The organism is Bradyrhizobium sp. Crot121, from assembly GCF_059512385.1.
Genome location: NZ_JCAMOR010000069.1, coordinates 16,163 through 43,092, shown reverse-complemented (window position 1 = coordinate 43,092; position 26,930 = coordinate 16,163). Strand labels below are relative to the sequence as shown.

The following is a 26,930-nucleotide window of genomic DNA, read 5'->3' as shown; positions in this document are numbered from 1 at the left end:
AGCCGCCCCTCATCCGCCGTGAGACGCGCCGAGTTAAATCACTGATTTGCCCGACGGGTTAAGCGGTTTATTTTTCGTGCGAGGGCTGGACGAGGCAAATCCTGTTGGAATCGCTTGCATAATTCGTCTCACCGCGCACGCGACGCTGGAAGCGGCGACAAATCTGAAAGCGGGCGGCAACCGCCTTGGCGCGCTGCCGTCCGCAAATCGATCAATGTCGTCACTACCGATATCCATAGGGATACTGACCCGGGCAGACCCAATTGCCGTAGGTGTCATAGGAGCAGTTGTTGTAGCCGCTGCCGTAGTAGCCGTAGGCCCCGGCTGCGGCGGCTCCGACCGCTGCCGCACCCAGACCATAGGCCGCTCCTGTCCACGCCCCACGATAAGCCGCATTGCCATAAACCCCTCGGGCAACCGGCCGCCCCGCTATTGGCCGATACCCGTATCCACGTCCGGCGACCCCGTATCCGCCGACGCGCCCGGCATGAACAGCCCCGCCCCGGAACTGAGCGCCGCGCATGCCGCCGCCATGAAATCCACCGGCACGGAGCCCTCCACCTCCACCACGGCGGGCAAAAGCGTCATCTGGAACCAAACTGGCAGCGACAAGAATGGCTGCCGCGAAGCCGATGAGACCGTAACGAGCCATGGGCATCCTCCCGATTGTGGAGTGCCGTCGATCCGATAGCTCCAGCAGAGATGCCCGCGCCAAAGGGGGACCAGCACCATCAACAGTTTTCGTTGCGAGCCTGCATTTCGTTTGACTTAGATCAAAGCCTTCCACGAGTTCACCGCCCCATCCGCCGAGCTTGATCCAGATCAAAACGCCCCGAGGTTCTTACGAAATCGTTCATCGTGGAGGGCTAGCGCGATTTTGGATTTAGGCGCATAATTTTAGCGTTGCTGGTGGCGATTATTCGCGGGCGTCGGTAACCGAGAGATCGGTTGTGCTCCCGCCGGCTGCGGACGCTAAGGCGCTTCGCGAAGAGGCTGCCAAGCTACCACCACTGCGTTTCAAGCAGGACACCTTAGCGAAATGAAAGACCATCAGGCGCGGCACCGCAGCCTGGCCCCCGAAATTCTCTGCAGAGAGCCGCACGTCCGTCGAGGGAAGGAGCTTTCCCGTGATGGAGCACCCTACCAGGGTTGGTAATCGACTGTTAGCTGCACTGCCGCCGGCAGATTTTAATTTGCTCGCTCCCTACCTCCGAAACGTATCGCTTGAACGCGACGAGGTTCTGATACGATCAACGGAGCGAATTGAGCAGATCTATTTCCCATGCAGCGCGACGATTTCGTTCATGCTGGACATGCCCAACGGACAAACGGTGGCAACCGCTGTCATCGGGAATGAGGCAGCCGCGGGGCTGTTGTCGGCGCTGGGCCCCACCCGCTCTGAGGCGACCGCGATCGTGCTCGTCGCTGGGACATCGTTGCAGATTTCTCCTGCAAGATTTCATGCGGCCTTCAGCCACAGTGGCGCGATCAGGGATTTGGTTTGGGCCCACACCGGGGTCCTGATGACGCAATTCCAGTACGTGGGCGCCTGCAATGCGCTGCACTCGGTCGACGCCCGCTTGGCGCGGTGGCTGCTCCACATCCACGATAGAATTCATGGTGACATCCTGCCGGTGACGCAGGAGGAACTTTCGACGTTGCTCGGCGTGCGGCGAACGACCGTGACGCAGGTCGTGCACAAGCTTCGGGTGTCGCGCGCCATCCGGTCCAATCGGCGGGGTCTGATTGAGATTGACAGACCGCGGCTCGAAGCAGCGGCATGCGATTGCTACAAGGCTATGTGCCGTAGAATCGATCGCATTATGTCGCCGCCGGAAAGGAGGCCTCACAGTCACGCCGCGCCGGGTGCACAAATTCCACGAGAGTGAGATCGCATTTTGCCCAAGTCCGGCATTGAGTCCATTTCGCCGTTCACGCTTGTGGCCTAATGGATTCTCTGATGTGCAAGAGCACATCATAGCTCGTCCTTCGCTTTAATGGTGGCTGGACCGTCGCTTCGATTGACCGCGCTTCTTCTTCGCGAGCAAGCGCTTCAACTTGGCTCGCAGGCGAAGAAGCTCTTCGTACTGGGCGCGCAGATCGTTTCTGATCCAGGGCGCTGATGGCGGCTCATTGCGGCGGTTGCGGTTTGGCATACCGCAACCTAGTGCCAAGATTTCCCGACCGCAGCACAATACCGGAATTAAGCTTGATGCTGCGGATTCAGGTTAATTCCGGAACCAGATTTCCTCGCTTTCCATCCGCGCCAACGCAAGCCGGATTTCCAAACAAACTGGAAAAGGCTGCGGCCGCAACGATCCATCGCAGCCCGCGGCTGCAGGAATAAAAATCCCCAGCTCCGAATGAGCTGGGGACCGGAGGCCTGCCGGACTCACAAGGGGTGTCAATAGTCCGGCACGTCATGCTCACAGCCGCCGCCGACTCGCGCCACAACCTATGTCTATGCGGCCGTCGTTAGGGGTGTGCCGGACCGGTCGATCATCACTGCCTATCGGTCACGGTAAGCCGTTTGGCCGATAGCGGAACTAGCTAGAGCTACTGCTATTATTGTCAGCAACACCGCCAATCGTGCAGCGCAGAACCTGCACGGCCCCAATGCCTCGACACGCGAGCAGCCTTCCCAAGCATGGAACACCCCGTAAACCAGATAGCGGACGCTGAACGCCTTCAACTCCTCATCGACGCCATTGTCGACTACGCCATCTACATGGTCGAGCCGGATGGCACGATCGCGAGCTGGAATTCCGGCGCCGCGCGCCTGAAGGGCTACCGCGCCGATGAAATCATCGGAAAATCGTTCTCGATGTTCTACCCACCCGAGGATCGCGACGCTGGGCTGCCAGAACGGGCGCTCGCCACTGCCCGCGAGAAAGGACGGTTCACCGCCGAAGGCTGGCGGGTGCGCAAGGACGGCAGCCGGTTCTGGGCAATGGTCGTGCTCGATGCCATCAAGGATGAACAAGGAAGGCTGCTTGGCTTCGCCAAGCTGACCCGCGACATCACCGAGCGGCAGGACGCCCACCAGAGGTTTCTGGAGAGCGAGCAGCGCTATCGGCAGTTGATCGAAGCGGTCGTCGATTATGCGATCTTCCAGCTCGATGCTGCCGGCAACATTGTTACCTGGAACCCCGGTGCGCAGCGGATCAAGGGCTACGAGCCGGACGAGATCATCGGCCAGCATTTCTCACGCTTCTACAGCGAAGAGGATCGCGCCCTCGAGATTCCGAAAAAGGCGCTGGAGCAGGCCGCGCGCCAAGGCCGGTTCGAGGCCGAGGGCTGGCGAATCCGCAAGGATGGCTCGAAGTTCTGGGCCTCCGTGGTGATCGACAGGATCACCGACGAGAACGGCGAATTGATCGGATTTGCCAAGGTCACGCGGGACATCAGCGAGCGCAAGGAGGCCCAGGATAAGCTGGCGGAAATTCAAAACCAGCTGGTCGCCTCGCAGAAGCTCGAAGCGGTCGGACAGCTCAGCGGCGGCATCGCGCACGATTTCAACAACCTCTTGATGATCGTGATCGGCAATCTCGAAACCGCCGAACGCCATCTCAAGCAGGTTCCGGCCAACAGCAGCATCCAACGCGCGCTCGCTCACGCCAAGCGCGGCGCCCAACGTGCGGCCGCGCTGACCAGCAGGCTGCTCGCTTTCTCGCGCCGCCAGGCGCTTGACCCCAGGTCGATCAACCCCAACAACTTCCTGGCCGGCCTGCAGGACTTCCTGCAGCGGACCCTTGGTGAGCGGATCGAAGTGCAGACCGTCGGCAGCGCCGGCCTCTGGCAGGTGGAGGTCGATCCCAACCACCTGGAATCGGCGCTCGTCAACCTCGCGATCAACGCGCGCGATGCCATGCCGGAGGGCGGCAAGCTCACGATCGAAGCGGTGAACGTCGCCGCCGACGAGGAATATTGCTCACGCAATCCCGAGCTGACGCCGGGCCAGTATGTGGTCGTATGCGTCACCGACAACGGCGTGGGCATGAACCAGGACGTGCTGCATCATGCCTTCGAGCCCTTCTTCACGACAAAGGAAGCCGGCCACGGCACGGGCCTCGGTCTCAGCCAGGTCTACGGGTTCGTCAAGCAGTCGGGCGGACACGTCAAGATCTACAGCGAGGTGGGACAGGGAACGACCATCAAGATGTATTTCCCGCGCCACCATGGCGCGGTCATGGAAGCGGAAGAGATCAGCGAGCCTTTCGCCGAAGGCGACAAGGTTGAGACAATCCTTGTTGTTGAGGACGACGAAGATCTCCGCGCCTATGTAGGTGAGCTGCTGCGCGACCTGAACTATCGCGTGCTCACCGCTCCAAGCGCGCAAGCGGCGCTCACGCTGCTGCTGCAGGATCAGCCGCACATCAATCTCATGCTGACGGACGTGGTGATGCCCGGCATGAACGGCAGGGAACTGGGCAAACGAGCGATCCAAATCCGGCCGGAACTCAAAATCCTTTATATGACCGGCTATTCGCGCAACGCCATTGTGCACCAAGGCCGGCTGGATCAAGGGGTCGATCTCCTGGAAAAGCCCGTATCGCAAGCAAAGCTTGCTTTGCGCGTCCGCGAGATACTCGACCGCCCCGGTTAGCCGGATACGGACAGGCCCTCGGATGGCGGCCGGCGGGAGCCCCGCAGCGCCGCCGATGCTCCTGGCAGGTGAGATTTCTCCCCGCTATGGGCGCAAGGTGGCCTTTCGCGTAACGTGGTGAGGCTGACGGACAGTCGAGCGCTTCGCGCGTGAAGCGGCCACCGCGCACGACGAATCCTCCCAGATCAATTCGGTGCAGCGACCACACTCGAATATCCGAATACGCTCTCTTTTCTCCATGTCCCAAACTGTCTCCACGTGCGTCAGCGGCAGATGACAGTTTGGACAGCTCCATATGATGGACAGGGCGAGCATGTGCTCCTCGCCGCTCTGCTCGAAACCAAAACTCCTGTTCTCATAAGCCAAGAGCGGCCGCTTCGTTCCGGCGGCAAGGCGCGGAATAGCCGCGTCGACAGATGGCTGTCGGGTCAGTTCCGTCAATGCGCCATGCTGCGTCCGGCCTCGTCACAGGCCTGCATGCAGCGGCGGCAGGCGTCGGCGCAGATGCGGCAATGCTCGTGCTCGCCTGCGTGCTTCTGGCATTCGTCGGCGCAGAGCCGGCAGGCAGCGGCGCAAGTGTGCAGCATGCGGCGGATCATTTCGTCGTCCCAGCCGGTCTGACGGGTGGCCATCCTGCCGGTGATATTGCAGACGTCTGCGCAGTCGAGATTGAGGCGGATGCATTGCGTCAGCGACTTGACCATGTCCTCGGCGAGGCAGGCGTCGGCGCAAGACGTGCAGATCTGGGCGCAGGAATAGCATTCCTCGATGCAGCGGACGAGCAGGCCATCGCCCTGGCCATGGGCCCGTGGGTGCCGGCTGATCATTTCCTGGACTTGCATGGAACTCTCCGCAGGTTTTGAGGGGCTTCCTCGTTCGCCTAATCGCCGAACTCCGGAAAGGTTCTTTTGAGCGCTCGCTGGCGCGGAGGCGCCGCCGCGGAAGCAAAATGCGTTGCATGGGCATTCAAGTTTCCGGCGTCATGGCCGGATCGCCCCCGCTGCGCACCGTGTTCGCAGGGCTGTGGGCGGTGCGCAGCCTTGTGCAGTGAGACGGGAGCGTTGCCCCTCCGCCCTCGTCATTCCGGGATGCGTGCGCAGCACGCAGGCCCGGAATCCATCGGACCGCGGACGCGAATGGCAAGACGGATTCCGGGCTCGCGCTTCGCGCGCCCCGGAATGACGAGCGGGGGCTACTCCGCGGCCTGCCTGACGTACCGCGCGCTTGGCGTGCGCATGGTCACGAGTTCTTCGGCGGCGGTGGGGTGTAGCGCGATGGTCGCGTCGAAGTCGGCCTTGGTCGCTTTCATCTTCACCGCGATCGCGAGCACCTGGATGGTCTCGGCGGCGCAATCGCCGACGATGTGACAGCCGAGCACGCGGTCGCTTACGCCGTCGACCACGAGTTTCATCAGCACGCGGGTGTCGCGGCCTGACATCGTCGCCTTGATGGGGCGGAAACTGGTCTTGTAGACGTCGACATGGCTGAACTGCGCGCGCGCCTCGGCCTCCGTCAGACCCACGGTGCCGACCTCCGGCTGCGAGAACACCGCGGTCGGAATGCTGGCGTGGTCGACCTGGACCGGGCGCTTGCCGAACACGGTGTCGGCGAAGGCGTGGCCCTCGCGGATCGCGACCGGCGTCAGGTTGTGGCGATGGGTGACGTCGCCGATGGCGTAGATGTTCGGCACCGAGCTTTTCGACCAGGCATCGACCGCGATGCCGCCATTGTCCGGATTGATGGCGACGCCCGCCTTCTCCAGGCCGAGATTGGCGACGTTCGGATGCCGGCCGATCGCGAACATCACCTTCTCGGAGGCGAGGCTCGAGCCGTTGGACAGATGCGTGGTGAATTCCTTGCCGTGACGATCGACCTTGGTAACGGTGCAGCCGGTCAGGATGGTGATGCCGCGCTTCTCCATCTCGGCGCGCACATGCTCTCGGACGTCCTCGTCGAAGCCGCGCAGGATGTTGTCGCCGCGGTAGATCACGGTGACGTCCGAGCCGAAGCCGGCGAAGATGCCGGCGAATTCCAGCGCGATGTAGCCGCCGCCCTGAATCACGATGCGCCGCGGCAACTCGGGCAAGTGAAACGCCTCGTTGGACGAGATCACGTGCTCGATACCGGGAATCACGGGCCCATGGTTGGGCGCGCCGCCGGTCGCGATCAGCACGTACTTGGCCTTGACCGTCTCGCCGGTCGCAAGACGCAGCGTGTGCGCGTCCTCGAAGATGGCCCGCGTCTTGACGATATGCGCGCCGGATTTTTCGACATTGGTGGTATAGGCCGCCTCCAGCCGCGCAATTTCCTTGTCCTTGTTGGCGACGAGCGTCGGCCAGTCGAACGAGGCTTGCGGGATGGTCCAGCCGAAGCCGGCGGCATCCTCGATCTCCTGCTGGACGTGCGAGCCGATCACGAACAGCTTTTTCGGCACGCAGCCGCGGATCACGCAGGTACCGCCCATCCGGTACTCTTCGGCGACCATGACCTTGGCACCATGGCCGGCGGCGATACGGGCGGCGCGAACCCCGCCCGAACCGCCCCCGATGACGAACAGATCGACGTCGTATTCAGCCATGGCGCTCTATGTCCTACTTCAGAGAATTAGATCTCCTTGCCGCGCTTGCGCATCTCGGCCCGGAACTGGGCGTTCACAGTCTCGGCGAACTGCTGCGCCCACTGGTTCATATAGGACATCGAGAACTGGATTGCCCGGGGCTCGCTGGCGAGCAGCTTCTGGCCCAGCGGCGACTTGTAGAAGGTGACGAGGTCCTTCAGTTCCTGCTCGGTGAATTCGTTGGCATAGACCTTGGCCATGCCATCGCCGATCTCCTGCTCGCGGCCGGCCAGGTTCTTGGCGACGATGGTGGCGACCTCATTGAGGTCCTTCTGGTAGTTGAGGTTGGACTGCAGCAGGCTTTCCTTGGTCTGCAGCACGATGTTGGGAACGGCGTTGGCGTACATCGCGCTCGCGTTCTTCATCTTGAGGATTTCCTTGGCCGCTGCGATCGCCGCCGGCGAGCCTTCCTTCAGCGCGGGCGCCGCCGCGGGAGCCGGCGCCTTCTGCTGCGCGCTCACCGATACGGCGGTCAGGGCCACAGCCAATCCGAGGCCTGTGGCCGACAAAATCCGTACAAAGCTCGTCATTCTAATTCTCCCAGAATTTACGGCGTCAGCGCCGTTCAACAACGCGAATTCCCTGCGCGCCCGCCAGCACGACCGTGCCGGCGAGACCGATGAACAACCCGTGTTCGACAACGCCCGGGATCACGCTCAGCAGTCCCGCCAGGCGCGGCGCATCCCCTATCCGTCCCAGATGGGCGTCGACAATCCAGTGGCCGCCATCGGTGACAAAAACGTGGCCATCCTTGGCCGTCCGCAGCACCATCTGGCCGGCAACGCCGGCCTCCGCAAAGGCCTTGGCGATCGCCGCCTTGGTCGCCGCGAGGCCGAACGGGCTCACCTCGATCGGCAGCGGGAAACGGCCGAGCGGATCGACCCACTTGCTCTCATCGGCGATCACGACCATGCGATCGGATGCGGCCGCCACGATCTTCTCGCGGAGCAGCGCGCCACCGCCGCCCTTGATCAGGTTGAGCGCGGGATCGACCTCGTCGGCGCCGTCGACCGTGAGATCGAGATGGTTGATCTCGTCCAGTGTGGCGAGCGCAATGCCGCAGGCTTCCGCCTGCGCGCGGGTCGCCTCCGAGGTCGGCACGCCCACGACCTTCATGCCACCGCGCACCTTCTCGCCAAGCAGGTCGACGAAATGCTTGGCGGTCGACCCGGTGCCGAGCCCGAGCTTCATGCCGTCGCGCACCTCTTGCAGGGCGCGCGCGGCGGCCTGTCGTTTCAATCCGTCCATGTCCACGTGCGACGATTTCCCAGAACTTGTTCGCGGGACCAGTTGTCAAGGCTTGGGAGCGGCCCCATCCCCGCTCCGGCGGCGCATATCTAGCCGCCTTTTGCGCGCAGGGACAGCGCCAATAGCGCCTTATACGGCCGCGGAATGCAGTTTTAATATTCGATCAGAACCCGGCGCCAGCGTGCTGTTTTTCCACGCTTTCTTCCGGCGACGCAATGCTTCGTCCTCTACCGAAAGATTAACTTTCAGACCTCGTCCATCGCGGCCAGGATCGCGCCAAACCGAGTCTCGACCTCGGCCCGCATGCCGGGATGGGTAAATACATAGAGGCGATCCTCCCGTATGGCGGCAAGGACGCGTGCGGCGACGTCGGCCGGATCGATGCCGGCCTCAAGCTGCCGCGCGATCTCCGCGACCATGGCGGCCGCCGGGCTCTCAGGATCGAGTGCAGGCGTCGGACCGTAGCGCGGAGGGCGGTTGCGTCCGCTCTCGCCGATCCGGGTCCGCACGAAGCTCGGGCACAGCACGCTGACGCCGATGCCAAGCGGCTTGAGCCGCAGGGCCAGCCCCTCGGACATGCTGACGACCGCGAACTTCGTCGCCGAGTATGGGCTGAAGCCGAGGCCGCCGTTTATCCCCGCCATCGAGGCGGTGTTGACGATGTGCCCGCCCTCGCCGTGCTTGCGCATGTGCGGCAGGAAGCTTGCGATGCCATGCACGACGCCCATCAGGTTGACATCGATCACCCAGCGCCAGCTCTCGAGCGAGATCGCGTCAATGCCGCCGCCGGCGGCGACGCCGGCATTGTTGCAGAGAATGTGGACATTGCCGAAGGCATCGAACGCGGCACCGGCGGCGTCCTCGACGCTTGCGGGATCGGCGACATCGCAGAGCGTGCCTCTGACGCTCGAACCAAACTCAGCCAGACTTTTGACGGCGCGTTCGAGCGCGTCCGCCTCGATGTCGGCGAGCATCACCTTCATGCCGGCCTCCGCGAACGCACGACCAAGCGCAAGGCCGATGCCGCTGGCCCCGCCGGTGACAAAGGCTGTTCTGCCGGCAAGTTCACGCATGGAACGCCCTCCCTCGGATCTTTTGTTTGAGCATGATCTTTTCGGAAAACCGGTCTCCACTTTTCCGGATCATGCTCTATGCGCAGCGAAGTCCGCCCTCTTCTCTTGCATGACGGCGCCGGAAACGATAGCCAAAGGAGGATGAACTCTCCCGGCATTGTCGTTTTCGATCTCGACGGTACCCTCGTCGATACCGCGCCCGACCTGATCAGCGCGCTCAATTACGTGCTGGACCGCGAGGGCTTGGCCCCGATGCCGCTGCAATCGGCGCGGACCATGATCGGCGGCGGAGCACGCAGATTGATCGAGCGCGCGCTCGAGGTCGAGGGCCGCCAGATCAGCACGGACGACGTCAGCCGGCTGACCAAGGATTTCATCGACTATTACGCCGCCCATATCGCCAACGAATCGCGCCCGTTCGAAGGCCTGGAAAACGCCCTGGACGAACTCGCCGCGCAGGGGTTCCGCTTTGCGGTCTGCACCAACAAGCTCGAGTTCCTGTCAAAGCTCCTGCTCGATCAACTCGGCCTGAGCGGCCGGTTTGCTGCAATCTGCGGCGCGGACACCTTCGGAATCTCGAAACCGGATCCCGCGATCCTCCGGCAAACGGTGGCGCGGGCGGAGGGACAGCTATCCTCCGCAATCATGGTCGGCGATGGCGGGCCGGATGTCGGGGTCGCCCGACGGGCAGGTATCCCGGTGATCGGAGTCGAATTCGGCTATACCGAGATACCTATTGCCGAATTGAAGCCGGATCGGCTGATCGGCCATATGCGGGAGCTGCCGGCGGCCGTCGACAGCCTCGCCAGGGCTGTGAATATCTCTTAACCTACTGAGATAACGTTGCTTTTCTGCAACGCCAGGCATCCTTATTAACCATCGCTTAGCGAATTCGCCCTGCGCCGTTGCGCCGCAGTGCCCACCCTCCTATGGTCCGGCCGGGGATTGTGGCTCTCAGCCACAGTTAGGTGGATCAATCATGCGTCGTGTCATCGCGATTGCCGTCGCCGGGGCAAGCCTGGCGGGCTGTTCGTCTTTTTCTTGGGATTCGTTCAAGTCGGCGCCTGCGCCGGTCCAGGTTCAGCTCGAATCGACGCCTCCGGGCGCGGACGCGGTGACCTCGGTCGGACCGGGCTGCAAAACGCCCTGCACCGTCTCGGTGGCAGCGCCCGACAGTGGCTTCTCCGTCACCTTCAACCTGCCGAAGTATGAATCGGCCACGGTTCCGGTCACGGTGGTCCGCAACCCCGGCGACCTCACCACTGCGGCATCGACCGTCGTCGATCCAAACCCCGTGGTTGCGGAACTGAAGCCCACGGCTCCGCCGCCCAAGGCGCGCAAGCCGCGACCGAAGCGGCCGAAGCCGGCCGCCGCTGCGGCAGCCCCCGCAGCCGAGCCGGCCACCGCTGCCGGTACGCCTTTCCCGGATCCGAACGCGCCGGTGCAGCGCTAGAGCATATTCGGTTCTGATTGAATCAGAACCGAAGCTCCAGATTCTTGTTTTGACGCGTTTTCTGCGCAGATAAGTCTACGCAATCTGCGTAAACTTGATTGCTATGCGAACCGGCGTCCACTTCGCTCGAAAACGCTCTAAATTACACGTTCGCACTGCACTATTTGACGGCGCGCATTGTCGGACGGTAACAAGCTGCCTAGATTGTGCTCGCGGAGCCACTTCCCTTTCGTCCGGCTCCGTCGAGCAAGGCGTTGGCAAGGCGTGTGAATGAGCGCGATTTCGCTTCCCCCCTCCGAATCCCTGTTCCGTCCGATGACCGATCCGTTCGGCCGGACGATCCGCTACCTGCGCGTCTCCGTCACCGACCGCTGTGACCTGCGCTGCTTCTACTGCATGTCGGAAGACATGACCTTTCTTCCGAAAGCCGATCTCCTGACGCTGGAAGAGCTCGACCGGCTGTGCTCCGCCTTCATCGCCAAGGGCGTGCGCAAGCTCCGCCTTACCGGCGGGGAGCCCCTGGTGCGGCGCAACGTGATGACGCTGGTGCGCTCGCTGTCGCGGCATCTTGCCAGCGGCGCGCTCGATGAATTGACGCTGACCACCAACGGCTCACAGCTCGCGCGCTTCGCCGGCGAACTCGCCGATTGCGGCGTGCGCCGCATCAACGTCTCGCTCGACACGCTTGATGCCGACAAGTTCCGCGCGATCACGCGCTGGGGCGACATCGACAAGGTCCTGGCCGGGATCGAGGCGGCACGGGCCGCGGGGCTTGCGGTCAAGATCAACGCGGTGGCGCTCAAGAACATGAACGAGGACGAGATCCCCTCGCTGATGGAGTGGGCGCACGGCAAGGGTATGGCGCTGACCCTGATCGAGGTGATGCCGATGGGCGACATCGGCGCCGGCCGTATCGATCAGTATGTGCCGCTGTCGCTTCTCCGCGCCCGGCTGGAAAAGCAGTTCACGCTGACCGATCTCGAAGAAAGCACCGGCGGCCCTGCCCGCTATGTCCGTGTCAGCGAGACCGGCGGCAAGCTCGGCTTCATCACGCCGATGACCCACAATTTCTGCGAATCCTGCAACCGCGTGCGCATCACCTGCACCGGCACGCTGCACACCTGCCTGGGCCACGAGGATGCCTCCGATTTGCGCAAACCGCTGCGCGCGTCGGCAGACAACGAGCTCTTGTCCGCCACGATCGACCGTGCCATCGGGTTGAAGCCGAAGGGGCATGATTTCATCATCGACCGCCGGCACAACCGCCCCAGCGTCAGCCGGCACATGAGCGTCACCGGCGGCTGAGGGCCGCCCGCCTCGGCCCAGCCAGCCCTCTCGAAAACGGCCGATCGGACCGGGATTCACCAAGCCCATGCAGCGGCTTGGGGCCGCGTCAATTTGCCCATTTTCCAATTGACCTTATCACCCCACGCTGAAATGGTGCGGCAGCTTTCACGCCAGCTCGGCCGGACAGGCCGCTGCCCTACCCGGTGCAGCCAAGACGGCAGAAGCACACCGATGGGGAGGACTGGCATTGCAATCGCTCGTAGAGGTGAGCTTTGGCACCGCGCGCGTTGGCGCAGTGGCGTAGCGATGCTCGTTGACACAAACGGCGCGCGTTTGGCGCAGCCGCGGAGACCATAATGCGCCCTTTGATGGGATTGAGTACAGCCATCGACCGGCTCAATGAGAAGATCGGCTATATCTGCAACCTCCTGGTGCTGATTGCCTGTCTCGTCAGCGCGGGCAATGCGATGATCCGCTACGCCTTTTCCTATAGCTCGAACGGCTGGCTCGAAGCGCAGTGGTACATGTTCGCCGTCCTCGTGATGTTCGGCGCGTCCTACACCTTCAAGCGCAACGAGCATGTCCGGGTCGAGATCTTCTATCTCATGCTGTCCGAGCGCGGCCAGCTCTGGCTCGACCTGATCGGCACGCTGTTCTTCCTGATCCCGGCCTGCCTGCTGCTCGCTTATCTGTCCTGGCCGTTCTTCTACCAGTCCTATGCGGTCGGCGAGATCTCAAGCAATGCCGGCGGCCTGGTCCGCTGGCCAATCAAGTTCGTCATTCCGGCGGGTTTCGTGATGCTGGCGTTGCAAGGCGTCTCGGAGGTGATCAAGCGCATCGCGGCGCTGCAGGGCTATGTGACGATCGACGCGAAGTACGAGAGGCCGACCCAATGATTACGCTGGAGATGATGCCGCCACTGATGTTCGGTGGCATGATCATAGCCATGCTGATCGGCTACCCCGTGGCATTCACGCTGGCCGCAGTCGGGCTTTCGTTCGGATTCCTCTCGATCTATCTCGGCTTCTTCGACCTCAACTTCCTGCAGGCGATCCCCGGCCGCATCTTCGGCAGCGTGCTGTCCAATGAGCTGCTGCTCGCAATCCCCTTCTTCACCTTCATGGGCGCGATCCTGGAACGGTGCGGGCTTGCGGAGGACATGCTGGATTCGATGGGCCAGTTGTTCGGCCCGATCCGCGGCGGCCTCGGCTATTCCGTCATCATCGTCGGCTTCATCCTGGGCGCGATCACCGGCACGGTGGCGGCGCAGGTGATCGCGATGGCGCTGATCTCGATGCCGGTGATGATCCGCTATGGCTACAACATACGCTACATCACCGGCGTGCTGGCGGCCTCCGGCACCATCACCCAACTGGTGCCGCCGTCGCTGGTCCTGATCGTGCTCGCCGACCAGCTCGGCAAATCGGTCGGCGACATGTATCTCGGCGCCTGGGGACCATCGATCTTCCAGATCCTCCTGTTTGCCGGCTACACCTTCGTGCTGGGCATCATCAAGCCGAGCCACGTGCCGGCGGTGCCAAAGGAAGCGCGCACGCTGACCGGCTGGGCGCTATGGAAGAAATGCCTGCTCGGCATCATTCCATCCGCGGTGCTGATCTTCGTCGTGCTCGGCACCATGATGATGGGCCTTGCGACCCCGACCGAAGCCGGCGCCATGGGCGCGGTCGGCGCCATCGTGCTCGCCGCGATCCACCACAAGGATTTCAGCTCGACCGGCCACAAGGTAATGATCGCCGGCGTCATCGCCGCAGGCATCGGCACCATCGTCGCGATCCTCTACAGCGAGAACCTGATCTTCAAGATCATGTTCGCCATCACCTATCTTGCGGTGGTCTGGATCTGCCTCGAGGCGGTGCGCATTCCCGACCTGCGCGACCTGATCAAGCAGGGCTATGAGACGACCATGCGGATCACCTGCATGGTCACCTTCATCCTGATCGGCTCGACCTGTTTCTCGGTCGTGTTCCTCGGCGTCTCCGGAGGCGTCTGGCTCGAGCACCATCTGACATCGCTGCCCGGCGGCGTGTGGGGCTTCCTGATCTTCATCAATCTCTTCATCTTCTTCCTGGCCTTCTTCCTCGACTTCTTCGAGATCGCCTTCATCATCCTGCCGATGATCGCGCCGATCGCGCAGAAGATCCTGGCGCCGGTCGTCGGCCCCGATGCCGCCCTGATCTGGTTCGGCGTCATGCTCTGCGTCAACATGCAGACGTCGTTCCTGCATCCGCCGTTCGGCTTCGCGCTGTTCTATCTGCGCGGCGTGGCGCCGAAGGAAGTGAAGAGCTCCGACATCTATTGGGGCGCGATGCCGTGGATCGGACTGCAGGCGATCATGGTCGCGCTGGTGATCGCCTTCCCGATCACGGTGACGGCCCTGCTCGACAAGCCGCTCGACGTCGACCTGACCAAGGTGAAAATCGAGGTGCCGCAGATCGACCTGCCGCCGCTCGATTTTGGTCAGCCCAAGAATTGAACTGGCGAACTGATCTGGCCGTGCCCTTCCTCCGGAGGGTGCGCGGGCAAATAGCCGCGGCGAAGCTGCTGGACGGCTGCCGATCGGGATCGGTATGGACGGGCTTGGGGGATCAGGTCTTGTTGGCCGCAATCGTCGCGATCTTTGTCGTCGCCTACGCCGCGATCGCGCTGGAACACCCGATCGGGATCAACAAGTCAGCCTCCGCATTGCTGGGCGCCGGACTGCTCTGGACGGTGTACGCCGTGGCGAGCGGCGACGCGGCCCTGATCGACAAGCAGCTCAACGAATCCGTCTCCACGACCGCGCAGATCGTCTTCTTCCTGCTCGGCGCCATGACGATCGTCGAGGTGATCGATGCCCATAACGGCTTTGAAGTCATCACCTCGCTGATCCGCACCAGGAAGCAAGTCACCCTGATGTGGCTGGTCGGCTTCGTAACCTTTTTCCTGAGTGCGATCCTGGACAATCTGACGACCACGATCGTGATGATATCGCTGATGCGGAAGCTGCTCGACGATGCAGACGATCGCCTGTTCTTCGCCTCCATGATCGTGATCGCGGCCAACGCAGGCGGCGCATGGTCGCCGATCGGCGACGTGACGACCACGATGCTGTGGATCGGCGGACAGATCACGCCGCTCGCGATCATCAAGGGGGTCTTCCTCGCTTCGCTGATCAACTTGATCGTCCCTCTCCTCGTCGTCTGCTATTTCTTGCGGGGCAAGGAAATTCCAGCGCTCGCAGAGGTGGAGCGTGAGACGCCCGAGACCAGCGTCTTCGAGCGCAACGTGATGTTCTATCTCGGCCTCGGCATCCTGATCGCGGTGCCCGCCTTCAAGGCCGTGACGCACCTGCCGCCGTTCATGGGAATCCTTTTTGGACTGGGCATCCTCTGGACGGTTGGCGAACTGATCCATCGACACAAGGAGCAAGACGAAAAGGAGCATCTCACCCTCCTCCACGCGCTGACGCGGATCGACATGGGCTCGATCGTCTTCTTCGTCGGGATCTTGCTGTCGGTCGCAGCGCTCGAGCACACCCATGTTCTGGAAATACTGGCCAGGTGGCTGGATGCGACCATCGGGCGCCAGGACATCATCGTCATCGCGCTCGGGCTTCTCAGCGCCGTCATCGACAACGTGCCGCTGGTGGCGGCGACGATGGGCATGTACAGCCTGACTCAGTATCCTTCGGACAGTTTCCTGTGGGAGTTCATCGCTTACTGCGCCGGCACCGGCGGATCGATCCTGATCATCGGCTCGGCGGCAGGCGTCGCCGCGATGGGCTTGGAGAATATCCACTTCTTCTGGTACGTCCGCCGCATCAGCGGCCTTGCCTTGCTCGGCTATTTCGCCGGCGCCGCCGCCTACATCATCCAGTACCGCCTGCTGCACTAGAGCATTTTCGGTCCTGATTGAATCAGAACCGAAGCTCTAGATTCTTGTTTTGACGCGTGCGAACCGATTTCCACTTCGCTCGAAAACGCTCTAACCCCTAGCCCGGGTGCCGCGAAGCGCGACCCGGGACATCTGCATCAACATCTCCGGCCGGTCCCGGGTTACGCTAACGCTTCACCCGGGCTACGACACTTGGATTCATAAGTCGCTTGGCTTGGTTTACGTCCGTTCAACCGCCCATAGCGGCGCGAAGGCAGACATTCCAGAACCGCTGCTCAGGGCGATGAACGCACATTGCTGCGCCCGTAACTCGAAAATTCTGCGGCGCTGCCCCAGCAAGAAATGGACGGAACGACCGCGCGGGCTCCTTGAAGCCCACGCGTGGAAGTTGGTCTAGTGCGCGGCTTGGGCAGCCATCTTCCTATCCAGCTCTTCCTTCACGGCGGCGAGATTGAAGCTTCCGCCCTTCTGCATTGGCGGGAACTCAAGGAAGGTCTGCGCCTCCTCGCCCATCTTCTGCTGAAGGAAGACGAAGCGCCAGAACTCGTTGCCCCACCATTCAATCGCTGCGAGCGATTGGTTCAGGCCCGTACGCTCGAAGGGATCGAGGCGCAAGTTGATCAAAATTGGAAAATCGACCTTGACTGTGGAACCGAACCAGCCGTTCGGCTGATCGGTCAGTCTGTACTTGAAGTCGTTGATGCGCACCGCGGAGAGGTTGCCTTCGGTGAAATAGAAGATCTCGTGGCGCTTCGAGGGGCCTTTGCCGGTGATGAGGTCCGTCTGATCATAACCGTCCAGGTGGACCCTGTAGGTGCGGTCGCCGACCTGTTTGCCTTTCTTGAGTTCTTCAACGATGTTCGGATTGCCGGCGGCAGCTACAAACGTTGGGAACCAGTCGAGGCCGGATACGATGCTGTTCTCCACCTTGCCGGCCGGCACCTTGCCCGGCCAGCGGATGATCATCGGCGCACGGAAGCCGCCCTCGAGCGCCATTCCCTTCGCGCCGGCAAACGGGGTCTGACCGCCGTCCGGCCAAGTGAAGTTCTCGGCGCCGTTGTCGGTGGTGAAGCCGAGGATCGTGTTGTTCTCGAGCCCGTTGTCCTTCAGGTACTTCATGACCGAGCCGACGATGTCGTCGAGTTGCGCCATGCCAGCTTCTTCGATGGACCAGCCGTTCTCGGGGTTGCGCATGTTCTCGTATTTCTCGGAGAGATGCGTGAAGACATGCATCCGCGTAGGATTGAGCCAAACGAAGAACGGCCTGTTCTCGCCTCTGGCTTTGTCGATGAAGGCCAGGGCGTGGCTGAGGATTTCGTCGTCCACAGTCTCCATTCGTTTGGGACACAGTTCGCCCGCGTCCTCGATCCTCTGTTTGCCGATCTTGCCCCAGCGCGGCTGGACGGTGGCATCATCCACGTCAGACGCGAAGCTGTGGATCATGTGCCGCGGGCCTACGGTCTCTTTCAGGGCAGGCGGGTAGTTGCGATGACAGGGGTCTTCCATTGCATCGAGGTGATAGAGATAGCCGAAGAACTCATCGAACCCGTGCATCGTAGGCAGGAACTGGTTCCTGTCGCCCAAATGGTTCTTGCCGAACTGGCCGGTGGCGTAGCCCATCGATTTCAGCACGCTGGCAATGGTCGGGGCCTCGTCCGGCATACCGATCGGGGACCCAGCCTGCCCGACTGTGGTCAGCCCGGTGCGGATCGGCAGCTCGCCAGTAATGAAGTTGGCGCGGCCTGCCGTGCAGCTCGCCTCGGCGTAGTAGTCGGTGAACCGCATGCCCTCTGACGCGAGCTGGTCAAGATTTGGCGTTCGACCAGCCATCATGCCCTGATTATAGACGCCGATATTGAACCATCCGATGTCGTCGCCCATGATCATGACGATGTTGGGCCGTTGCTGCTGCTGTGCGATTGCTTGCGGGCTCGCCATCGTCATCGCAGCGATCAGCGTAAGCCCGCACGTCCAAGCATTCCCTATGCTCATGGTGTCTCCTCCCGGATGGTCAGTGGTTTGAAACTCCCACCCCTCTCGGACTACCGCATGCAGCGAACGCCGCCTTCCAAGAGCTTGCGGCGAGGAGCGTGCGGCAAAATGCAGCTGCTGTACACCCGTGATCAATGTGCGGTTGTTTGACTTAAATCAATACACCGATTGTGACACGGCAGCTTTGGGTCACAAGGGGCGGTAGAGGCTCGCGCGAGCGAGTTTCCGGACTACCCATGAGAGCGGACCTGCTCGGGCGCCTGGACATCATCGTCATCGCGCTCGGGCTTCTCAGCGCCGTCATCGACAACGTGCCGCTGGTGGCGGCGACGATGGGCATGTACAGCCTGACATCTGCATCAACATCTGCGGCCAGTCCCGGATTACGCTAACGCTTCACCCGGGCTAGGACACTTGGATTCATAAGTCGCTTGGCTTGGTTTACGTCTGCTCAACCGCCCATAGCGGCGTGATAGCAGACATTCCAGAACTGCCGCTCAGGACCAGACACTCACTTAAAAGCGACGACTTGAATTGCCTCCTTGTCCTCAGTTGCAGACCGAGGACGGAGGACTGAGTTACTGGACCTCGGCGATCTTCGGTTCAGATGACAGCATCTGCGCGTTGGTTACCGAGGGCCGGTTCGACGGCGATGCCGGGTCCGGCGATCGGAAAGCGGCGTCGGGCGGCGCTCCCTGGGATGGTCGACGGGCAGCGGTTGCCGGAAGCACGATCACTTTCGCTCCGACTTTCACCCGCTCATAAAGGTCCACGACGTCCTCATTGGTCAGCCGGATACAGCCGGACGAAACCCGCTTCCCGATCGTATCGGGCTTGTTGGTGCCGTGAATTCTATATTCGGTCTCGCCCAGATACATCGCCCGAGCGCCGAGCGGGTTGCCGGGACCGCCTGCCATAAACCGCGGCAGATAAGGCTGACGCACAAGCATCTCTGCCGGCGGACGCCAATCCGGCCATTCCGTCTTACGGGCCACAGTCTGCTCGCCTGACCATGTGAAGCCTTCGCGGCCAACACCGATGCCGTAGCGCAACGCTTGCGTGTCGCTCAGAACGAAATACAGGAATGTGTTCTTGGTATCGATGATCACGGTGCCCGGCGTCTGGTGGCTCGCGTAGTCAACTACCTGCCGAACAAATGCTCCGGGACCGTCAGCAGCTTTTGGTGGTTCGACCAGAGGCGCCGGGACCGAAATCGGAGCCGGAGCTGGCGCTGATGCATGAACTGGAGTTGACACGTGAACCGGAGTTGACGATGCCAGGGCTTGGGGAGCGGACGGCTTCCGTATCGGTTGCACGCTCGTCGGGCGAGACAGCAAGCTGTATCCCAATGCGGCCACGGCCACGGCGCCAACTGCAACTCTCGCGGCCATTGGTAGTGCGAGCGCTTCTGCCTTTCCACGTTTGGCCCGCTTACTCATATCTTTCCCCCAGTCACCATGCCCGGAAGAGGTACCCAGCAAAATTTAAGAAACTTCGAAGCGATTTCGCTCAGGCTGCAACCGTTAGCGGTGGTTAACGCCGAACTCTTGTTCGGCAACATAAAAATTGGGAGTGACGCTCGATATCAGTTTGGCGACGTGGACGACGCATGTCACATTGCGGAACGAGTCGAAGTCTGAATTGCCCCGCCGAGCGGACACGCTCCGCTCTTTGGTTAACAGCGGCTTCGGGTCAAAGCGCGACCTCCCCCAATCTGTATGGGTCAGTCTACTTAGCCTGTCCAGAAAACCATAGGCCTCACTTCGACGCTCTAGTTTCACGCAAACATCTTTATCGCCGACTTCCTTTGATCGCTATGGGTCACAAGCGGCGGTAGAAACTCGCGCGAGCGAGTTTCCGGACGTGAGAGCGGACCTGCGAGATCGGGCGCCAGGATATCATCGTCATTGCGCTGGGATTGCTCAGCGCCGCCGCCTACATCATCCAGTAGCGCCTGCTGCACTAGACCAGTGCGCCATAATATTGCGTCATTCGCTCAACATCGTTCCGACTCGCGGGGAGCTGCTCATGTGAAAGGAACAAGCATGCGACGCTTTCTATTCATCATCGGGCTTCTTGCCGCGCTGATCATTTCCCCCGTCACCCAAGCCCAAATCATAAGCATTACGATCGCCCCACCGGAGCTTCCGGTCTATGAGCAACCGCCGCTTCCAGCCCCTGGGTACATTTGGACGCCCGGCTATTGGGCTTACGGCACGGACGGTTATTACTGGGTTCCGGGCACCTGGGTGGAGCCGCCGGCCGTCGGCCTGTTGTGGACGCCCGGTTACTGGGCGTGGCGTGACGGTGTTTACGCGTGGAACACCGGTTATTGGGGGCCGCGTGTCGGCTTCTACGGTGGCGTCAACTATGGTTTCGGCTATGGCGGCGTCGGCTATGAAGGCGGCCACTGGGACAATGGCGTGTTGGCCTACAACCGCACCATCAATAATTTCGGCAGTGTCAACGTCACCAACGTCTATAGTAAGACCGTGATCAACAACAACATCACGCGTGTCAGTTTCAACGGCGGCAGTGGTGGCATCACGTCTCAGCCGACGGCGCAAGAGCAAGTGGCTGCGCAGGATCACCACGTTGCTCCTGCGCCCGCGCAGATCCAGCAGCAGCACCTGGCGAGCACGAACAGAGCGCTGCTCGCCTCCGAGAACCACGGTCGCCCGGCAATCGCAGCGACAGCCAAGCCCGGCGAGTTCACCGGCAAGGGTATTGTCGCCGCACGGGAAGCCAAGCCGGGACCCGCGCCGCTGCCGCAGCCGGTCGCTCCCAAGGCACCTGCGAACAATGCGGTCGCCAACAAGCCGCTCGAGAGCAAGCCTCTTGCGGCCACCCCACCCGGCAATAAGCCTGTTGCGAACGATCCTCCCGCCGCGAACAAGTCACTTGAAAACAAGGCATCTGTTGGCTCGGAGCATGCTGCGCCGACCAACGGAGCGCTGCCCAAGCCGCCGAATGCGGCGGTCAGACCGGAAGCAAAGCCTCTGAATGCCGCAGCGAAGCCGGCAAATGTCGCAGCGAAACCGGTCGCCGCCCCACCGGCGCCAAAACCCGGCGCCGTTGCCGCGGCCCCGAAGCCGCCCCAGCATCCATCCGCTGCTCCAGCGCCACATCGAGTTGCCGCCGCGTCGCATCCAGCGTCGCGCCCCGCGCCCCACCCGCCGGCTGCAAAGCGGAATGTCTCGCCGCATAACGAGGCGCATTAGACCATGACCCGATTAGGCGGATTCGGATCATGTTCTCATCTCTTTGTTTGAGCATGATCCAGCGCTCGAGACTCGAACTCCCGGTCGCCTTTCGCCATCCAGCCGCTAAGCGCGTGTCAACGCTTCGCGCACGTTGACACGTTCCCCGCCTGGCTTGCTGACATAAAGATGGCTCTCCAGGACGGATTGCATGTTCTCGAACATCGAATAGAGATCGTCGCAATATACCGACGGATTGTCGTAACCATTCGCCTTGGAAAAACGATGCGGAAGATACCCCCCTCCGCAAGCATTCATGAACTTGCACTGCCGGCATTTCTCGCAAAGATTGATTGAGGCGTCGCGCGCCGCTTTCCAGCGCGGTTCGTTCCTGACCTCGTCGATCGCATGATCGAAGATGTTGAACCTGGTCCGCGTGAAGCCGTCGCCCGCGATGCGGAGCACATCGTGGGCCTCCACGGTGCCATCGGTCATCACGGTGCAAAGCTCGATCGGCTTGTGGCCGACGCCTTCGGTCGGCGAATTGTTGCCCAGCAGGGCAGTGATCATGTCGGAAACGATGCGGATATTGGCGGTCGGCGCCGTGCGATTTGCCGTCAGCCACAAGTCGAACAGTCCGTTGTAGAACGACGCAATGGACGCCGGCTTCTCGTCCACCGTCGCATCGGGGATCATGATGTCGTAGTTCGCAATTCCGCACGCGGTGAAAAACGCGACATACTGCTCCGGCGGGTACGCGGGATTGCAGACAGCCAGGGCGCTTACGCAAATGTCGCGCGAGACCAGCATGCGGGCGGCGCGCTCCACCGCAGCGTGGGTGCCCGTCCCCTGAAATGTCCGACGGTGAAGGTCGTGAATATGTGCCGGTCCATCGAGACTGATCGCAACCGAAATGTTGCGTGTCTCGAAGCAGTCCAGCCATTGATCATCGATCAACACGCCATTGGTCGTGACCGCGATGGGAATGTCGCAGCCGGTTCGCGATGAAATGCGCTCGCAGCCCTCGGCAAAACGGTGGAAATTCTCGACACCCCAGAGCAAGGGCTCGCCACCGTGCAGAACGATGGGAAAATCGACGAGGGAGTATCGTGCGACGTGTTCTTCGATGCGCTGCAACAATTGATGTAGCACGCCGGTGCTCATCAGCTTGGGCTTGTCGTAGACGGCCGCGTCGCGAAACCAGTAGCAATAGGAGTAGTCGATGTTGCATCGCGCTGCCACCTTGACCAGCAACTGCGTGATCGGCTGGTCATGGAAAGCGACAGGATTTGAATCGTCAAACAACATGCCGATGCCGGTACGCGCCTGAAAAAATTGCGATTAGCTAGTATCCCCGAACAAAGCCCCCTCTGCGGAACGCGCCCGCTCCCGGAGCGTACGCGCCTCTGCGGAAGGCACCTGCCCCTGGAGCGTATCCGGCCCTGCGAAAGACGCCCGCATGCGGCCCTCGGCCAAAGCCTCGCCTGAAATAAACTTGATTTACAACGGGTTGGTCAGGAATAACCGCGGGTTGGTCGGAGCTAAGTCCTTCTGTCGAACTCTGCTCGCGCAGTTCGTTAAGCAGCGCGTCGATGCCGGGATGGTCGCTCTGAATTGTTGCACCTGGCCCGTGCAATTGCAGGAGGCTCGCCAAAACCTTCAGCGTGGTAATCGCCATGGTCGTGCTCCTCTTCGCGATGCAGTTCAACGAACGAGCGAAAGGCCGGATGTTTATCTCAACCGAACGAGCAGCCGATAGTATACCTTTCCTATTGCAGCGTAAATGTGGTGATGCCGAGGTGTCGCCACTTTTACACCAGGCGCCGCGGATACGCCGACGTCCGAGGGAGCCAAGTTTCGAATGGACAGCACGATGAGCCTCAAGCCCGATCTAGAACTGTCCGTCGCGACGGCGCAGGCGATCGTTGATCAGACCGTTTCGAAGCGAGCTGTTGCGACGATTTCCAGGCTTCATGGCGGCGAGATCTCAGCAGTTTACGAGATCGCTTTCGCGGATCACGCGCATCCACCGCTCGTATTGAAGGTTTATCCCGACGAATTGCATTGGAAGATGCAAAAGGAGTTGACCGTCATTGGCCTAGTCCGAGATCGCCTTAGCGTGTCTACTCCACGCATTCTGCTTGCGGACGACTCAAAGAGATTGCTCGGTCTAAACTTGACATTGATGACCAAGCTCGAGGGTTCGATACTGGGCCGACTGGAAGCGACTCTGGACGCGGCGCAACGGCTATCCGCTTACGCACAAATCGGCCGGCTGCTCCGCGAGTTTCATTGCATCGCCATGGACGCATTCGGCTACATCGGTGCGAACGGAATCTGGACGGCGCATTCGACAAACCACCAGTACCTGACGCATCAATTCCAACGAAAGCTCAAGGAATTTGCCGAACGCGGCGGAAATGCAGACCTTGCCAAGCGGGTTGCCAAGCATCTCGCCGACCGCGCCGAACTGCTCAGCGACTGCACGCAAGCGGTGCTATGTCACAATGATCTGCACGCGGGCAACCTGCTTGCCACCGTCTCAAATGGCCGCCTACGGCTCACTGGTGTTTTGGATTTTGAAGGCGCGCTGGCCGGAGATCCGCTGATGGATGTCGCCAAAGCACTCTATTATCTCGACGCAGAGGCAAGGAGCGCGCTCCTTGACGGATACGGCGTCATGGACCGAAAGCACTGGCTTTTGACGCTCGACCTCTACCACCTATACTTCGTTCTCGAACTTTGGTGCTGGATGGCCCAAATTGGAAACAGGCAGCCGCTCGACCAGCTGGCTTTGGACCTGGAGCGCTATAGCGCCACGTGATCGGCCGAAGGTCAGCGCAAACATCAAACCGCGGATAGCGGTTGCGCAGTTCCGGACACGGAAGAGTGACATGTTCTATCCCAACTGCGATGCACGCATGGCAGAAGGGCGCCGCCATAACGTTGTAAGTAGTCGCGCCAGCACGAATAATGCTCATCATTGAATCGCTTCAGGGAAGGTACGATTGTCGCTTGTCGTTGAGGAGACCAAACAGTTCGGCGTGAAGCGCGCAGCATTTGCCGCCACGATCGGCAACATGCTCGAATTCTATGATTTCATCACCTACAGCTTCTTCGCGATACAGATCGGCCACACCTTCTTCCCTGTGCAAGGCGAGTATGGCAGCCTGATGCTGTCGCTTGCGACCTTCGGCGCGGGTTTCATCACGCGCCCGATCGGCGGGATCGTGCTTGGCATCTATTCCGACCGTGTCGGCCGGCGGCCGGCAATGCTGCTCAGCTTTGCGTTGATGGGGAGCGCGATCCTGGCGATCTCGATCACCCCATCCTACAACGCCATCGGCCTTGCGGCGCCGATCATTGTGATCGTGGCGCGCTTGATGCAGGGATTTGCGCTCGGCGGCGAGGTCGGGCCGACCACGGCCTATCTCCTGGAGATCGCCCCGCCGGAACGTCGGGCGCTGGTGGTCTCGTGGCAGCCGACAAGCCAGCAGATCGCCGCCACCACCGGCGCGCTGGTCGGCTTCCTCTTGAGCAGGACGATGACGCCAGAGGCGCTGGATTCCTACGGCTGGCGCGTGGCGTTCCTGATCGGCGCCATCTGCCTGCCGTTCGGGCTCTGGATGCGCCGGACGCTGCCGGAGACGATCCCGCAAGGCGAAAGCGGCGCCCGGCGCATCGAGAGCTCGAGCCATCTCGCGCTGGCGCGCCGGCACATTCGCCTGATTGCACTGGCGCTGATGATCCTGGCGAGCGGCACGATTTCGACCTATGTGACGCAATACATGACGACTTATGCGCAGAACACGCTCCATGTGGCGCCGTCTCTGGCCTTTGCGACGTCGCTTGTCAGCAATGGTCTTGGGATCGCGGGCGCGTTGCTGGGAGGCTGGCTGGCCGACTTGCTGGGTCGCAAGCCGGTCATGATCTATCCGCAGATCGTCACGCTCGCGCTGACCTATCCGATCTTCCTGTGGATCGCCGGTGCACCCGGCGCGTGGTCGCTGTTGTTCGGCTTCGGCGCGCTATCGCTGATCGGATCGCTGCCGTTCACGGCTTTCTATGCCACCTTCACCGAGGCGCTGCCCCAACAGATCCGCGGCGGCGTGTTCGCCACCGTCTACGCGGTTGCAATCGCAAGCTTCGGCGGCACCGCGCAGCTCGTGGTCACGTGGCTGCTGCATATTTCAGGAGATCCGCTGGCGCCCGCCTGGTACCTGTTGCTTGCGGCCGTCGTCGGACTGATCGCGATGAGCCTGATGCCCGAGACGGCACCGGTGAAAGTGCAGGCTGGTGCACCAGCCCGTAGCCCGGGTGGAGCGAATGCGTAACCCGGGACGTCGGCATCCGCGACTACGCGCGGTCCCGGGTTGCGCTGCGCTTCACCCGGGCTACGGAGCAGGCCACCCCTTTGATTGATCGACGGATCAGCTCTGCGAGTGGCGCGCCATGAAGTTGTCGTAGCCGACTTCGGCGACCTGGAACCATTGATAGCCGTTGCTGGTATAGGCTGTCAGCGATTCATAGACCTTCTTGAAATTGGCGTTGCTGGCCGCGACTTCGGCGTGCAGCTCCTTTGCCGCCTTGAAGCTTGCTTGCATGATCTGCGGCGAGAAGGCATGCAGCTTGGCGCCGCCCGCGAGCAGCTTCTTCAGCGCGGTCGGGTTCACGGTGTCGTACTTCGCCATCATCCAGTTGTTGGCTTGATGGCCGGCCTGCTCGAGGATGGCCTGGTAGTATTTCGGCAACGCATTCCACTTCTCGAGATTGACGAAGACCAGCAGCATCGGGCCGCCTTCCCACCATCCCGGATAGTAGTAATGCGGCGCGACCTTCTGCAGGCCGAGCTTCTCGTCATCGTAAGGGCCGACCCATTCGGCGGCGTCGATCGTGCCTTTCTCAAGCGCCGGGTAGATGTCGCCGCCGGCGATCTGCTGCGGCACGCAACCGAGCTTCTCCATGACGCGGCCGGCGAAACCGCCGATGCGGAATTTCAATCCTTTGAGATCATCGACGGTGTTGATCTCCTTGCGGAACCAGCCGCCCATCTGGCAGGTCGTGTTGCCGGCAAGCAGCGAGGTGACGTTGTAGCTCTTATAGAACTCGTTCAGGAGCTCCTTGCCGCCGCCCATCATGTACCAGGCCTGATTGAGCCTCGCGTTCGGCCCGAACGGCACCGATGAGCCGAAGGTGAAGGTCGGATCCTTGCCGAAATAGTAGTAGGAGGCGGTGTGGCCCATCTCGACCGTGCCGCTCTGCACGGCATCCAGCACCTGCAGGCCCGGCACGATCTCGCCGGCGGCGAAGGTCTGGATCTGGAATTTGTTGTCGGTGGCCTCGCCGACGACCTTGGCCATGATCTCGGCTGCGCCATGCAGCGTATCGAGCGATTTCGGCCAGCTCGTCGTCATCCGCCATTTCAGCTCCGGCATCGACTGCGCGATGGCCGGCGCGGCGAGCGTGGCGGCACCGGCGGCACCAATGCCGGCGACTTTGATGAAATCCCGTCGTTTCATGTTGTTTCCTCCCTTTGAATATGTGTCATCGGCCTTCGTAC

The 26,930-nt window shown here is 61.6% G+C and carries 22 protein-coding genes; 12 read left to right on the top strand and 10 right to left on the bottom strand.

What is annotated here, in order from left to right; all coding sequences use genetic code 11:
- Positions 1 to 223 precede the first annotated feature (223 nt).
- Complete coding sequence (locus AC5ZGW_RS36445; RefSeq protein ID WP_130228064.1) at positions 224 to 652, bottom strand: hypothetical protein; 429 nt, start codon at positions 650 to 652, stop codon at positions 224 to 226.
- Positions 653 to 1,130: 478 nt separating this feature from the next.
- Here AC5ZGW_RS36445 and AC5ZGW_RS36440 point away from each other — a divergent pair, with 478 nt between their 5' ends.
- Both AC5ZGW_RS36440 and AC5ZGW_RS36435 read left to right on the top strand, forming a co-directional pair.
- The gene (locus AC5ZGW_RS36440; protein WP_165435392.1) at positions 1,131 to 1,889 is read left to right on the top strand and encodes a Crp/Fnr family transcriptional regulator; all 759 of its coding nucleotides are present in this window, start codon (positions 1,131 to 1,133) and stop codon (positions 1,887 to 1,889) included.
- A gap of 758 nt (positions 1,890 to 2,647) precedes the next feature.
- On the top strand, positions 2,648 to 4,606 hold the full coding sequence (locus AC5ZGW_RS36435) for a hybrid sensor histidine kinase/response regulator (protein WP_130228066.1): 1,959 nt from the start codon (positions 2,648 to 2,650) through the stop codon (positions 4,604 to 4,606).
- 437 nt (positions 4,607 to 5,043) lie between these two features.
- Here the strand turns inward: AC5ZGW_RS36435 and AC5ZGW_RS36430 are convergent, their stop codons facing one another.
- The 5 genes from AC5ZGW_RS36430 to AC5ZGW_RS36410 all read right to left on the bottom strand — a co-directional run bounded on the left by AC5ZGW_RS36430 (position 5,044) and on the right by AC5ZGW_RS36410 (position 9,544).
- On the bottom strand, positions 5,044 to 5,448 hold the full coding sequence (locus AC5ZGW_RS36430) for a four-helix bundle copper-binding protein (RefSeq protein WP_028166525.1): 405 nt from the start codon (positions 5,446 to 5,448) through the stop codon (positions 5,044 to 5,046).
- Positions 5,449 to 5,798: 350 nt separating this feature from the next.
- Positions 5,799 to 7,184 carry a glutathione-disulfide reductase gene (gene gor, locus AC5ZGW_RS36425; protein ID WP_130228067.1) on the bottom strand — a complete coding sequence of 462 codons (1,386 nt, stop codon included), beginning with the start codon at positions 7,182 to 7,184 and terminating at the stop codon, positions 5,799 to 5,801.
- Between the two features lie 26 nt (positions 7,185 to 7,210).
- Complete coding sequence (locus AC5ZGW_RS36420; protein WP_130228068.1) at positions 7,211 to 7,753, bottom strand: DUF2059 domain-containing protein; 543 nt, start codon at positions 7,751 to 7,753, stop codon at positions 7,211 to 7,213.
- Positions 7,754 to 7,778: 25 nt separating this feature from the next.
- Positions 7,779 to 8,471 carry a ribose-5-phosphate isomerase RpiA gene (gene rpiA / locus AC5ZGW_RS36415; RefSeq protein WP_130228082.1) on the bottom strand — a complete coding sequence of 231 codons (693 nt, stop codon included), beginning with the start codon at positions 8,469 to 8,471 and terminating at the stop codon, positions 7,779 to 7,781.
- Positions 8,472 to 8,716: 245 nt separating this feature from the next.
- Positions 8,717 to 9,544, bottom strand: a complete 828-nt coding sequence (locus tag AC5ZGW_RS36410) for an SDR family NAD(P)-dependent oxidoreductase (protein ID WP_130228069.1) — start codon at positions 9,542 to 9,544, stop codon at positions 8,717 to 8,719.
- Positions 9,545 to 9,685: 141 nt separating this feature from the next.
- Here AC5ZGW_RS36410 and gph point away from each other — a divergent pair, with 141 nt between their 5' ends.
- From gph to nhaD, 6 genes are all read left to right on the top strand, one after another.
- On the top strand, positions 9,686 to 10,372 hold the full coding sequence (gph, locus tag AC5ZGW_RS36405; protein WP_130228070.1) for a phosphoglycolate phosphatase: 687 nt from the start codon (positions 9,686 to 9,688) through the stop codon (positions 10,370 to 10,372).
- Positions 10,373 to 10,523: 151 nt separating this feature from the next.
- On the top strand, positions 10,524 to 10,997 hold the full coding sequence (locus AC5ZGW_RS36400; RefSeq protein WP_130228071.1) for a hypothetical protein: 474 nt from the start codon (positions 10,524 to 10,526) through the stop codon (positions 10,995 to 10,997).
- A gap of 270 nt (positions 10,998 to 11,267) precedes the next feature.
- A complete protein-coding gene (gene moaA / locus AC5ZGW_RS36395) occupies positions 11,268 to 12,302 on the top strand; it encodes a GTP 3',8-cyclase MoaA (RefSeq protein WP_028166532.1) in 1,035 nt (344 codons plus the stop codon).
- 338 nt (positions 12,303 to 12,640) lie between these two features.
- The gene (locus tag AC5ZGW_RS36390; protein ID WP_028166533.1) at positions 12,641 to 13,180 is read left to right on the top strand and encodes a TRAP transporter small permease subunit; all 540 of its coding nucleotides are present in this window, start codon (positions 12,641 to 12,643) and stop codon (positions 13,178 to 13,180) included.
- Complete coding sequence (locus AC5ZGW_RS36385) at positions 13,177 to 14,778, top strand: TRAP transporter large permease (protein WP_130228072.1); 1,602 nt, start codon at positions 13,177 to 13,179, stop codon at positions 14,776 to 14,778. The genes AC5ZGW_RS36390 and AC5ZGW_RS36385 overlap by 4 nt, the downstream gene beginning before the upstream one ends.
- Positions 14,779 to 14,897: 119 nt before the next feature.
- Positions 14,898 to 16,178, top strand: coding sequence for a sodium:proton antiporter NhaD (gene nhaD, locus AC5ZGW_RS36380; protein WP_130228073.1), 1,281 nt, complete (start codon positions 14,898 to 14,900; stop codon positions 16,176 to 16,178).
- A 393-nt stretch (positions 16,179 to 16,571) separates the two neighbouring features.
- On the opposite strand, the gene AC5ZGW_RS36375 is transcribed toward nhaD, so the two are convergent.
- The gene (locus AC5ZGW_RS36375; RefSeq protein ID WP_130228074.1) at positions 16,572 to 18,170 is read right to left on the bottom strand and encodes an arylsulfatase; all 1,599 of its coding nucleotides are present in this window, start codon (positions 18,168 to 18,170) and stop codon (positions 16,572 to 16,574) included.
- 236 nt (positions 18,171 to 18,406) lie between these two features.
- Here AC5ZGW_RS36375 and AC5ZGW_RS36370 point away from each other — a divergent pair, with 236 nt between their 5' ends.
- Positions 18,407 to 18,562, top strand: coding sequence for a hypothetical protein (locus AC5ZGW_RS36370; protein ID WP_165435391.1), 156 nt, complete (start codon positions 18,407 to 18,409; stop codon positions 18,560 to 18,562).
- Positions 18,563 to 18,748: 186 nt separating this feature from the next.
- On the opposite strand, the gene AC5ZGW_RS36365 is transcribed toward AC5ZGW_RS36370, so the two are convergent.
- Positions 18,749 to 19,609 (bottom strand): L,D-transpeptidase, encoded by an 861-nt coding sequence (locus AC5ZGW_RS36365; protein WP_165435393.1) that lies wholly within the window; start codon positions 19,607 to 19,609, stop codon positions 18,749 to 18,751.
- Between the two features lie 606 nt (positions 19,610 to 20,215).
- On the opposite strand from AC5ZGW_RS36365, the gene AC5ZGW_RS36360 reads away from it, so the two are divergent.
- Positions 20,216 to 21,391, top strand: a complete 1,176-nt coding sequence (locus tag AC5ZGW_RS36360; RefSeq protein ID WP_130228076.1) for a YXWGXW repeat-containing protein — start codon at positions 20,216 to 20,218, stop codon at positions 21,389 to 21,391.
- 105 nt (positions 21,392 to 21,496) lie between these two features.
- Here the strand turns inward: AC5ZGW_RS36360 and AC5ZGW_RS36355 are convergent, their stop codons facing one another.
- The gene (locus tag AC5ZGW_RS36355; RefSeq protein WP_130228077.1) at positions 21,497 to 22,678 is read right to left on the bottom strand and encodes a radical SAM protein; all 1,182 of its coding nucleotides are present in this window, start codon (positions 22,676 to 22,678) and stop codon (positions 21,497 to 21,499) included.
- A gap of 553 nt (positions 22,679 to 23,231) precedes the next feature.
- Between AC5ZGW_RS36355 and AC5ZGW_RS36350 the strand changes: the two genes are divergently transcribed.
- Positions 23,232 to 24,194 carry a phosphotransferase family protein gene (locus tag AC5ZGW_RS36350; RefSeq protein ID WP_245474900.1) on the top strand — a complete coding sequence of 321 codons (963 nt, stop codon included), beginning with the start codon at positions 23,232 to 23,234 and terminating at the stop codon, positions 24,192 to 24,194.
- A gap of 256 nt (positions 24,195 to 24,450) precedes the next feature.
- Positions 24,451 to 25,704, top strand: coding sequence for an MFS transporter (locus tag AC5ZGW_RS36345; protein ID WP_463326912.1), 1,254 nt, complete (start codon positions 24,451 to 24,453; stop codon positions 25,702 to 25,704).
- A 96-nt stretch (positions 25,705 to 25,800) separates the two neighbouring features.
- Here AC5ZGW_RS36345 and AC5ZGW_RS36340 read toward each other — a convergent pair whose 3' ends face one another.
- Positions 25,801 to 26,889, bottom strand: a complete 1,089-nt coding sequence (locus tag AC5ZGW_RS36340) for a TRAP transporter substrate-binding protein (RefSeq protein WP_130228079.1) — start codon at positions 26,887 to 26,889, stop codon at positions 25,801 to 25,803.
- Between the last annotated feature and the right edge of the window lie 41 nt (positions 26,890 to 26,930).